The sequence below is a fragment of the Nocardioides sp. LS1 genome, from assembly GCF_003865225.1.
Classification (GTDB): Bacteria; Actinomycetota; Actinomycetes; order Propionibacteriales; family Nocardioidaceae; genus Nocardioides; species Nocardioides ginsengisegetis.
This window is the reverse complement of record NZ_BIFF01000007.1, coordinates 135,428-147,220: the sequence shown is the minus strand read 5'-3', so window position 1 is coordinate 147,220 and position 11,793 is coordinate 135,428. Positions and strand designations below refer to the sequence as shown.

The window sequence follows — 11,793 nt, the reverse complement described above, 5'->3', positions numbered from 1 at the left end:
CGGGTGGCCTCGGGACTGATGACCCCGGGGTCGGTCAGCCGCGTCCGCTCGAGGAACGGATCCGGCGCGAGACCGAGTCGATCGCCACGGCCAGCAGGAGCACGGCACCGGTCACCATGAACCGGACCGAGGAGTCCACGCCGACCAGGTTGAGGCCGGTCTGGATGGCCTGCAGCACGACGATGCCGAGCAGGGCGGAGTACGCCGAGCCACGGCCACCGAAGAGGCTGGTGCCACCGATGACGGCCGCCGCGATGGCGGTCAGGTTGGTGTCGGTCGTGCCCGACGCCTGCGAGACCGAGGTCTGCAGACCGGCGGCCAGCAGGCCACCGACCGCCGCGAGCATCGAGCACAGGGCGAAGACCGAGAAGTAGACCCGGCCCACCTTGATGCCCGAGCGGCGCGCCGCCTCGACGTTGCCGCCCACCGCGAAGACGTGCCGTCCCCAGCGCGTCCGGCGCAGCGCGAAGTCCATGGCCACCACGAGCAGCACGAAGAACAGCCAGAGGTAGCTCCAGCCGCGGTCGATGTTGATGTAGTAGGTCAGGAAGCCGAGCCCGGCACCGAGAAGGACCGTCTTGAGCACGATCAGCGGCACCCACGGGGTGCTCAGGCCGGCCTGGGCGCGGGTGCGTGAACCCCACAGCTGTGCGCCGAGGAAGGCCAGCGTGATGAGCGCGACCAGGAGGTACGACACCGGGTGCGAGACGAACTTGAAGCGCGTCCACTGCACCAGGAACCCGTCCGAGGGCAGGTTGATGGTGCCGTTCTTGCCCAGCACGTAGAGCAGCAGGCCCTGGAAGCTCAGCAGCCCCGCGAGGGAGAAGACGAACGACGGGACGCCGACCCGCGTGTAGAGCACGGCGTAGAGCGCGCCGATCGCGAGGCCGATCAGGATGCCCGCGACCAGCCCCAGCACCGCCGAGTGGCCCTTCTCGACCGTCAGCACGGCCATCGAGGCCGCCGCGAGGCCGCTGACCGAGCCGACCGACAGGTCGATCTCGCCCAGCAGCAGCACGAGCACGATGCCGAGGGAGATCGTCCCGACCGGCGCCGCGAACTGCATGATCGAGACCAGGCTCCGCGAGGAGAGGAAGACCGGCTCGGCGGAGTAGAAGCCGATGCAGATCACGATCAGGCCGACCACGACCGGCAGGCTGCCGAGCTCGCCGGACTTGAGCCGGTCGAGCAGCACCTTGGCGTAGCCGGCGAAGCCCTCGGCCTTGATCAGCCGCTCGTCGGTGAGGTCGGTCGCGACCGCCGGGGCGGGGGTGTCCGTGTCAGCCATCGTGGCTCTCCTTCCGGCGCTCGGCGCGGGCCGCCACGACGTTGTCGGACGCGCCGGTGATCGCGGCGACCAGCTGTTCGGTCGACGCCTCCTCGACGCGGAACTCCGCCGCGTTGCGACCCAGGCGCATGACGACGATGCGGTCGGCGACCGCCTGGACGTCGGCCATGTTGTGGCTGATCAGGATGACCCCGAGCCCCGTCTCGCGCAGCCGCTCCACGAGGTTGAGCACCTCCGCGGTCTGGGCGACACCCAGGGCGGCGGTCGGCTCGTCGAGCATGACGACCTTCGGGTTGCCCACGAGGCTGCGGGCGATGGCGACGGTCTGGCGCTGACCACCGGACAGCGCGGCGATCGGGATCCGGACCGAGGGGATCTTGGCCGACAGGGTGCGCAGCAGGCGCCACGCCTCCTTCTCCATCTCGACCTCGTTGAGGACGTGGGCGTTGGCCCGCTCCTGGCCCAGGAACAGGTTGGCCACCACGTCCAGGTTGTCGCACAGGGCGAGGTCCTGGAAGACCGTGGCGATCCCGAGCGCCTGGGCCTGCGAGGGTCCCCCCACCGAGACCTTCCGGCCGGCGAACGTGATGTCGCCGCCGTCGGGCTGGTAGACGCCGGAGATCACCTTGACCAAGGTGGACTTGCCGGCGCCGTTGTCCCCCACGAGGGCGACGACCTCACCGGCCCGCACCTCCATGTGCACGTCGGTCAGCGCCTGCACGGCGCCGAACCTCTTGTTCACGCCGGTCAGGGACAGGACCACGTCCCCGACCGGCGCTTCCGTCATGGTGCTCATCAGGAGATGCCAGCCGCCTTGCAGGCGTCGGCGTACTCGCTCGTGCAGATGTCCGACGCGGAGTAGAAGCCGTCCTTGATGACGGTGTCCGCCACGTTGTCCTTCGTCACCGCGATCGGGGTGAAGATGAACGACGCGACACCCTTGTAGTCGCTCTGGTCGATGCCGGTGTCGGTGGTGGTGCCGACGTCGTCGCCGTTGGCGAGCTTGACGGCCACCTCGGCGGCCGTGTTGGCCTCGATCGGGATCGGCTTGTAGATCGTCACGGTCTGCTCACCGGCGACGATCCGCTGCACGGCAGCGAGCTCGGCGTCCTGACCCGTGATGGGCGGGAGCGCGTTGGCGGGGACGCTGGCACCGGTCAGCGCGGCCACGACGCCGCCGGCCTGGCCGTCGTTGGCGGCGTAGACGCCGTTGATGTCCTTGGGGTCGTACTTGCTGAGCTGGTCGGTGACGAACTTCTGCGCGTTCTCCGGGCTCCAGTCGGGGTTGTCGTACTCCTGGAGGATCTTCACGCCGCTGGCGTCGATGACCGAGTGGGCACCGGCCTTGAACTGCGCGGCGTTGGGGTCGGAGGGGGCGCCGTTGAGCATCAGGATGTTGCCCTTGTTGCCCATCGCGTCGACGAGGGCCTGGCCCTGCATCTTGCCGACCGTCTCGTTGTCGAAGGACATGTAGTAGTCAGCGCCCTCGATGAAGCGGTCGTAGGCGATGACCTTCGCGCCGGAGTCCTGGGCGGACTGGACCATCGCGCCCGCACCGGCACCGTTGACCGGGTCGAGGACGATGACGCTGGCGCCGTCGCTGATCGCGGTGTCGACCTGCTGGGACTGCTTCGTCTCGTCCTGGTCGGCGTTGTAGTAGGTCACGTTGCAGTCGCTGCACAGCTTCTTGACCGCCGCCTCGAACAGCGGCTTGTCGAACGCCTCGTAGCGGGTGGTCTTGGACTCGGGGAGGAGCAGGGCGATGGTCTTGCCGCTGCTGCTGCTGCCGCTCTTGGTGGAGTCGTTGGCGCCGCAGGCCGCGAGCCCACCGGTGCCGATGATGAGCGCGAACCCGAAGGCCGCGACGCGGTGAAGGGGTGTGGACACGTTTCTCTCCTCGACTGGGGGCCGGCCCGGCGGCGCGTGCCCTGATCTGGGTCCGAGTGTTGACCGTCACATGCTTGTCGTCAAGACGTGAACGCAAAAATGATCATTCCGGTACATGGAGCGAGTTATTCATCATGTCTTGACCACAAGCGCGCGGTGCGTCATGGTTCCGGCATGCGTCATCACCGCACCGACGCGGCGCCCGGATCGACCTCCACGCTGCGTACGGCGAACCAGCAGCGGGTGCTCGACGTGCTCCGCAGCGGGTCCGCCCCGGGCCCCACGGCGGACCTCACCGGGGGCGACTTCACGCAGGCCGAGCTGGCCCGGGTGACGGGCCTGGCCCCGGCCACGGTCTCCAACATCGTGCGCGAGCTCGTCGCGTCCGGCCTGGTCGAGACCGAGGCCGGCAGCGGGCGACGCGGCTCCGCGATCCGGCTGGCCCGGGCCGCCGGCATCGTGGGCGGCGTCGACTTCGGGCACAGCCACGTGGCCGTGGCGATCGGCGACCTGACCGGCCGGCTGCTCGCCGAGGAGCGTCGGCCCCTCGAACAGGGCCACGCCCACACCGAGGCGCTCCGGCTGGCCTCCTCCATGCTCGACGCGATGGCCTCGGGGTTCGAGCCCGCCGGTCCCATCCGGCACATCGGCCTGGGCCTGCCCGCGCCGGTCACCAACGACGTGGTCCGCTCCTCCGCGATCTTCCCCGGCTGGGACGGCGTCAACACCCGCGCCGCCGCCGAGGAGCACTTCGGGATCCCCGTGCACGTCGAGAACGACGCCAACCTCGGCGCGCTCGCCGAGCACCGCCAGGGCGTCGCGCGCGGCCACGACAGCTCGGTCTTCGTGAAGATCTCCTCCGGCGTCGGCGCCGGGATCATCATCCACAACGAGCTGTTCCACGGCTCGGGCGGCACCGCCGGCGAGATCGGCCACCTGACCCTCGACGACGCCGGCCCGCTGTGCCGCTGCGGCAGCCGCGGCTGCCTCGAGGCCTACGCCTCCACCGGCACCGTGCTCGCCATGATGGCCGGCCAGCTCCCCGACGCGACCCTCGACGACCTGCTCGAGGCGGCGCGCACCGGCAACGTCTCGGCCCAGCGCGCCCTCGAGGACGCCGGGCTGCACCTCGGCAAGGGCATCGCCTCCGTGGTCAACCTGATCAACCCCTCGGTCGTCGTCATCGGTGGCGACATGGCGCGCGCCGGCGACCTGCTGCTGGAGTCCGCGCGGATCGGCCTGCGCCGGCACGCGCTCGACTCGGTCGCGCTGACCCCGATCCTGGCCAGCGAGCTCGGGGAGCGCGCCTCGCTCGTGGGCGCCGTGCTGCTGGCGGCGGAGCGGACCGTCCTGGTCGTCGAGCACGCCTGAGACTCTCGAGACGGTTGCTGCGCAACCTCCTCGGCCACCGACCTTCAGTCGCCGAGGACGATCTCGACCTCGAAGCCCTCGGAGCTCTCGAGGTAGAGCGCCGTGTGCTGGTCGCCGCCGGCGTGCGGGTAGCGATCGGCGAACAGCTCGTGCCAGCCGTGCGAGGAGGACTCCGCACGCACCCGGTCCAGGAGCGCCCGGTCGTCGACGGTGAAGGCGAGGTGATTGATGCCGGCGCGCATCCGGTCGAACGGCTCGTCGACCTGGTCCGGCGAGCGCTCCATGAACAGGTAGGTGCCGTCGGGGTGCGCCCAGGAGCGGCCGTCGTCGGAGACGTCCCACTCAAGCTCGCCGAGCAGCCACCCCCACTCGGCAGCAGCGACGACGGGGTCGCCGACCCACAGGTCGAGGTGGTGGAGGGCCCGCATGCGGGCCACTCTACGGACGCAGTCCTTCATCTTCGGTAATCCACCGGCCGAGCCCGTTTCGAGGGCGTTTCCGCTCCTACGCTCCGGCGATCAGCGGAGTTCTTCCCGCGCCGCCGGCGCACGCCGGACGACGCTCACAAGGCACGTCGGTGCGGGGAGCCGAGGGACCGTCAGTCAGTAGGTGCGCACATGCTCATGACCCGGACGCGCAGGCAAGGGACCACCCCACGACGCACCCGCCGACGGGCCGCCACCTGGCTGGCCGTCCTCGCCGGCGCCCTGGTCACGGCGTTCCTCACCGTGGTCCCCGCGCAGGTCGCGGTCGCCGCGCCCTGCGACGCGCCGGTCGTGAGCCCCGTGGCGTGCGAGAACACCAAGACCGGCAACCCGCAGAGCGAGTGGGGCATCACCGGGGCGGGCAGCAGCTCGATCCAGGGCTTCGCGACCCAGATGAGCGTCAACGTGGGCGAGACCGAGGGCTTCAAGATCGACACCCCGGCGACGTCGTACCGCCTCGACATCTACCGGATGGGCTACTACGGCGGCATGGGCGCCCGGCTGGTCGCGACGGTCAACCCGACCACGATCGTGACCAACCAGCCCAACTGCCTCAACGACACCACGACCGGGCTGATCGACTGCGGCAACTGGACCCAGAACGCGTCGTGGACCGTGCCGGCCACCGCGGTCTCGGGCATCTACTTCGCCAAGCTCGTGCGCACGGACGGCACCACCGGGGCCAGCCATGTCTTCTTCGTGGTCCGCAACGACAACTCGAGCTCCAAGATCCTCGTGCAGACCTCCGACACCACGTGGCAGGCCTACAACCAGTACGGCGGCAACAGCCTGTACGTCGGCTCCCCCGCCGGGCGTGCCTACAAGGTCAGCTACAACCGGCCGTTCACGACCCGCGACACCAGCCCCGAGGACTTCGTCTTCAACTCGGAGTACCCGATGGTGCGCTGGCTGGAGTCCAACGGGTACGACGTCAGCTACACCTCCGGGGTCGACACCGCCACCCGCGGGGCCGAGCTGCTCGAGCACAAGGTCTTCATGTCCGTGGGCCACGACGAGTACTGGTCCGGCCAGCAGCGCGCCAACGTCGAGGCGGCCCGGGCCGCCGGGGTGAACCTGGCGTTCTTCAGCGGCAACGAGATCTTCTGGAAGACCCGGTGGGAGCCCAGCATCGCCGGGCCGAGCACGCCGAACCGGACGCTGGTCACCTACAAGGAGACCCACGCCAACGCGCCGATCGACCCGCAGGACCCGACCACGTGGACGGGCACCTGGCGTGACCCGCGCTTCAGTCCGCCCGCTGACGGCGGGCGGCCGGAGAACGCCTTGAGCGGCCAGATCTTCACGGCCAACTGCTGCGCCATCAACATGGTCGTGGGGTCGGCCGACGGCAAGATGCGCTTCTGGCGCAACACCCGGGTGGCGACGCTGGGCACCAACGCGACGACGACCATCGGGTCCAGTGTGATCGGCTACGAGTGGGACCAGGACGCCGACAACGGGTCGCGGCCTGCCGGTCTCTTCCGGGTGTCCCAGACGACCGGCAGCGCCGAGGTGCTGCAGGACTACGGGTCGACCTACGCCTCGGGCACGGCCACGCACTCGATGACGATGTACAAGGCGCCGAGCGGCGCGCTGGTCTTCGGCGCGGGCACGATCCAGTGGCCGTGGGCCCTGGACGCCAACCACGACCGCGGGTCCGCGGCCGCCGACACCGCGGCCCGCCAGGCGACGGTCAACCTGCTGGCCGACATGGGCGTCCAGCCGACCACCCTGCAGAGCGGCCTGGTCGCCGCGAGCGCCTCCACCGACACGACAGCGCCGGTGTCGGCGATCACCGCGCCCGCCAACAACGCCAACGTCCCGGTCGGCGGCCAGGTGACCGTCACCGGAACCGCCACCGACACCGGCGGCCAGGTGGGCGGCATCGAGGTCTCGGTCGACGGCGGCACCACCTGGCACCGCGCCACCGGCCGGGCGGCGTGGACCTACACGTTCACCCCGGCGGCGGCCGGCTCGCTGACGATCAAGAGCCGGGCGACCGACGACAGCGGCAACATCGAGACCCCGAAGCCGGGCAACACCCTCGTCGTCGGCAACGGCGGCGGGCCGGTCACCTGCCCCTGCTCGATCTGGCCGAGCACCACGACGCCGGCCGGCACCGACCCGGACACCAGCTCGGTCGAGCTGGGCGTGAAGTTCCGTGCCAACCAGGACGGCTTCATCACCGGCATCCGCTACTACAAGCCCACCACGACCAACGGCACGCACGTCGGGACCCTGTGGACCGGCACCGGCACCAAGCTCGCCACCGCGACGTTCACCAACGAGACCGCCAGCGGTTGGCAGCAGGCGGACTTCTCGAGCCCGGTCGCGATCACGGCGAACACGACGTACGTCGCGTCGTACTTCACCCCGGCGCGCTACGCCGTGAACTCGGCGTACTTCGCCGGCTCGCCGGTGATCAACGGGCCGCTGACCGCGCTCCAGAACGGCACCGACGGCGGCAACGGGCTCTACCGCTACACCAACACCGCCGGCGTCTTCCCGAACAACACGTTCAACAGTGAGAACTACTGGGTCGACGTCGTCTACACCAGCGGCGTCGACACCACGAAGCCCACGCTGTCGGCGCGCACCCCTGCGTCCGGCGCGACCAACGTGTCGGTCGGCGTGGCGCCGACGGCCACGTTCAGCGAGGCCGTCACGCCCGCGTCGATCTCCTTCACGCTCAAGGACCCGGCCGGCGCCGCGGTGGCCGCCACCACGGCCTACGACGCGACGAGCAAGACGTCGACGCTCACGCCCGGCGCCCCGCTGGCGGCATCGACCACCTACACCGCCACCGTGAGCGGTGCGGCCGACGCCGCAGGCAACGTGATGGACCCGGCGACCTGGACGTTCACCACCGCCGCCGCCGACACGACCAAACCCACGCTCACCAGCCGTACGCCGGCTCCCGGCGCCACCAACGTGCCGGTCGGCACCACGGCGACGGCCGTCTTCAGCGAGCCGGTCACGGCCGGGTCGATCACCTTCACCCTCAAGAACCCGGCCGGCGTCACCGTCGCGGCCACGACCGCCTACAACGCCGGCACCCAGACCGCGACCCTGACCCCGAGCGCTGCGCTGGCGACGAGCACCGCCTACACCGCCTCGGTCAGCGGAGCGACCGACCCGTCGGGCAACGTGATGGACCCGGTCACCTGGACCTTCACCACGGCGGCACCGACCAACAACAACTGCCCGTGCACGATCTGGCCGAGCACCGCGACGCCGGCCGGCACCGACCCGGACACGAGTGCGGTGGAGCTCGGCGTGAAGTTCCGGACCTCGACCGCCGGCTTCATCACGGGCATCCGCTACTACAAGCCCACCCAGACCAGCGGCACCCACGTCGGCTCCCTGTGGACCAGCACCGGCACCCAGCTCGCCACGGTCGCGTTCACCGGCGAGACGGCGAGCGGGTGGCAGCAGGCGACCTTCGCCAGCCCGGTCCCGGTCCAGGCGAACACGACGTACGTCGCGTCGTACTTCACCCCGTCGCGCTACGCGGTGAACTCGGCCTACTTCTCCTCGGCCACGACCCGCGGTCCGCTGACCGCGCTGCAGAACGGCACGGACGGCGGGAACGGGCTCTACCGCTACACCAGCACCGCCGGCGCCTTCCCCAACAACACCTACAACAGTGAGAACTACTGGGTCGACGTCGTCTTCACCGACACCGCGAGCGACACCACGCCGCCGTCCCTGCAGGACCGCTCTCCCGCGGTCAACGCGACCGCCGTCCCGGTGAACACGACGGTCACGGCCACCTACAACGAGCCGCTCAAGTCCGGCAGCGCCGCCGTCGAGGTGCGCAACCCGGCCGGTCAGCTCGTCGCCGGTACGACGACCTACGACACCGCCAACACGCGGGTCGTGTTCACCCCCACGTCGTCGCTGTCCTACTCCACGACCTACACCGTGCAGGTCATCGGCGCCTCCGACGCCAGCAACAACGTCGCGCCGACGGCCACGTGGTCCTTCCAGACGGCCGCACCCCCGCCGCCCCCGCCCGACCAGGGCCCCGGCGGCCCGATCGCGGTCGTCACGAGCAGCACCGTCCCGGTGTCGACGTACCTCGCCGAGATCCTCCGCGCGGAGGGGCTCAACGAGTTCACCACGATGGGCACGTCCGGCCTCACCGCGGCCAACCTGGCCAACTTCAAGGTCGTCGTGCTCGGCAACGTGCCGGTCGACGACACCCAGGTGGCGGCCCTGACGACCTGGGTGAACGGCGGTGGGGACCTGATCCTGATGCGTCCCGACAGCCGGTTCCTCTCGCTCGCGGGTCTCACCGCCGCCTCCGGCAGCGTCAGCGAGGGCTACCTCGCTGTGGACGCGACGAGCGCTCCCGGCGCCGGCATCACCACCGACACCATGCAGTTCCACGGCACCGCCGACCGCTACACGCTGTCCGGGGCCACGACCGTCGCGACGCTCTACTCGTCCGCGACGGCCTCCACCGGCCAGCCGGCCGTGACCTGGCGGAGCGTCGGCACCAACGGCGGCCAGGTGGCGGCCTTCGCCTTCGACCTGGCCAGCTCGATCGTCCAGACCCGGCAGGGCAACCAGGCGTGGGCCGGCACCGAGCGGGACGGGCAGACGCCGATCCGGTCCGACGACCAGTTCTTCGGCGGTGCCAGCACCGACTGGGTGAACCTGTCCAAGGTGTTCATCCCGCAGGCCGACGAGCAGCAGCGGCTGCTCGCGAACCTGATCACGGTCATGAGTCGCGACAAGCTGCCCATGCCGCGCTTCTGGTACTTCCCCGACACCACCAAGGCCGTCGTGGTCGCCACCGGTGACGACCACGCGGGCGGCGGCACCGCCGGGCGCTTCGACGCCTACCTCGCGGCCAGTCCCGCCGGCTGCTCGGTGGCGGCCTGGACCTGTCCGCGCTTCACGTCCTACGTCTACCCGTCGTCGCCCCTGACCAACGCCCAGGCCTCGACCTACAACGCCCAAGGCTTCGAGATCGGCGTGCACCCGCAGAACAACTGCACCGACTACACCTCGCTGGCCAACCTCCAGGGCACCTACAGCACCGACCTGGCCAACTGGCGCTCGAAGTACACCAGCATCGCCTCGCCCACGACGAACCGCTTCCACTGCATCGTCTGGAGCGACTGGGCCTCGCAGCCCAAGGCGGAGCTGGCCAACGGGATCCGGCTCGACACCAACTACTACTTCTGGCCGCCCACGTGGGTGCTCGACCGGCCGGGCTTCATGAACGGCTCGGGCATGCCGATGCGGCTCACGGACACCGACGGCACGATGCTCGACGTCTACCAGGCCGCCACGTCCATGACCGACGAGTCCGGGCAGAGCTACCCCTTCACCCCGGACACGCTGCTCGACCGGGCGCTCGGCCCGCTCGGCTACTACGGGGCGTTCACCGCCAACATGCACACCGACGCGTCCGCGGAGTTCCAGGACAGCGCGCTGCTCGCCTCCGCCCAGTCGCGCGGCGTGCCGGTCATCGCCGCGCGCCAGCTCCTGGCGTGGACCGACGGCCGCAACGGCTCGTCGTTCGGCAACCTCGCCTGGTCCGGCGGCAACCTGACCTTCACGATGGCCGTCGGCACCGGGGCCTCCCGGCTCACCGCCATGCTGCCCACGACCGGGCCGAGCGGCCTCCAGATCGCCTCACTCTCGCGGGGCGGCACCTCCGTCGCCTTCACGAAGATGACGGTCAAGGGCCAGGAGTACGCCGTGTTCCCGGCCGCCGCGGGCTCGTGGACGGCGACCTACACGACGAGCGGCTCCCTGACGGCCGGCCCCGCCCGGGTCACCGCGACACGTGAGACGGGTGCGACGGTTGCCTGGTCGACCACGCGGGCCGCGACCTCCACCGTGCTGGTCGGCGCGAGCGGCGGCTCGCTCTCGCCGGTGGCGCGGGCCGACCGCACCACCCAGCACCGGGTCGTCCTCTCCGGCCTGCGACCGGGGGCGACCTACCGCTACCGCGTCGTCTCGCGGCTGCCCGACGGCACGACCCGGACCTGGCCCGCCTACGGCCGGCCCGCCGCGACGTTCCGCACCAGGGCGGTCGACACGGTCGCACCCACCATCAGCAAGCTGCGCACGATCTCCCTGCCCGACGGCACGGCACGGGTCAGCTGGCAGACCTCCGAGCCGTCGGACTCGCTGGTCAAGTTCGGGCAGACCGCGCTCCCGCTGCTGGGGGCCGAGGCCCGGCGCGACGGCGAGCTGGTGCGCCACCACACGGTCGTGCTGACCGGCCTCGACCCGACGGCGACGTACTGGCTGTCGGCGGAGTCGGCCGACGCCGCCGGGAACAGCGCCTCCACCTCGGTGGTCGCGCTGGACACCGGCAAGGCCGGGGTCGCGCTGCAGTCGAGCCAGTTCCTCACCGGGACGCTGAGCGGCGACCTGCGCCTCGGCGACGACGGGTTCGGCGCGCTGACCCTGCCCAATGGTGGGCGCGGCACGTTCGAGTCCACCACCCAGGACTCGCGGCTGAAGGGCGACTGGCGCCAGGCGCTCGTCGAGGACTCCGGCGCCACCGGGGCGCGCGTCGCCGTGGCCGTCCGCACCGGCAGCTCGGCGGAGCCGGACGGTTCGTGGACCGGCTGGCGGACCGTCGCGACCGACGGCTCGACCTTCCGCTCCCCCGGCCGCTACCTGCAGTTCCGGGTCACGCTGGTCGCGCCGACGGGCACGGCGTACTCCGTCACCGCCGTCGGCTTCACCCACGACGGCACCCCGCCGGAGGTGATCGGGGAGGGCGACTAGGTG

Annotated in this window: 6 protein-coding genes; 2 read left to right on the top strand and 4 right to left on the bottom strand. The window is 70.9% G+C overall.

The genetic code is table 11. The features are described 5' to 3' along the window. Window positions 1-34: 34 nt before the first annotated feature. Genes EJF31_RS20650 through EJF31_RS20640 form a run of 3 tightly spaced genes read right to left on the bottom strand, consistent with a single transcriptional unit; the run spans window position 35 to window position 3,175 of the window. Window positions 35-1,288 carry a sugar ABC transporter permease gene (locus EJF31_RS20650; protein ID WP_125039070.1) on the bottom strand — a complete coding sequence of 418 codons (1,254 nt, stop codon included), beginning with the start codon at window positions 1,286-1,288 and terminating at the stop codon, window positions 35-37. Continuing rightward, the gene (locus EJF31_RS20645) at window positions 1,281-2,084 is read right to left on the bottom strand and encodes an ATP-binding cassette domain-containing protein (RefSeq protein ID WP_125039069.1); all 804 of its coding nucleotides are present in this window, start codon (window positions 2,082-2,084) and stop codon (window positions 1,281-1,283) included. The genes EJF31_RS20650 and EJF31_RS20645 overlap by 8 nt, the downstream gene beginning before the upstream one ends. Continuing rightward, window positions 2,084-3,175, bottom strand: coding sequence for a substrate-binding domain-containing protein (locus tag EJF31_RS20640; RefSeq protein ID WP_125039068.1), 1,092 nt, complete (start codon window positions 3,173-3,175; stop codon window positions 2,084-2,086). The genes EJF31_RS20645 and EJF31_RS20640 overlap by 1 nt, the downstream gene beginning before the upstream one ends. Before the next feature lie 174 nt (window positions 3,176-3,349). Here EJF31_RS20640 and EJF31_RS20635 point away from each other — a divergent pair, with 174 nt between their 5' ends. After that, window positions 3,350-4,546: an ROK family transcriptional regulator gene (locus tag EJF31_RS20635; RefSeq protein WP_185736368.1), complete on the top strand. Its 1,197-nt coding sequence runs from the start codon at window positions 3,350-3,352 to the stop codon at window positions 4,544-4,546. Window positions 4,547-4,590: 44 nt separating this feature from the next. On the opposite strand, the gene EJF31_RS20630 is transcribed toward EJF31_RS20635, so the two are convergent. Beyond that, window positions 4,591-4,974: a VOC family protein gene (locus EJF31_RS20630; protein WP_125039066.1), complete on the bottom strand. Its 384-nt coding sequence runs from the start codon at window positions 4,972-4,974 to the stop codon at window positions 4,591-4,593. A 189-nt stretch (window positions 4,975-5,163) separates the two neighbouring features. On the opposite strand from EJF31_RS20630, the gene EJF31_RS20625 reads away from it, so the two are divergent. Beyond that, window positions 5,164-11,790, top strand: coding sequence for a N,N-dimethylformamidase beta subunit family domain-containing protein (locus EJF31_RS20625; protein WP_125039065.1), 6,627 nt, complete (start codon window positions 5,164-5,166; stop codon window positions 11,788-11,790). Window positions 11,791-11,793: the final 3 nt, after the last annotated feature.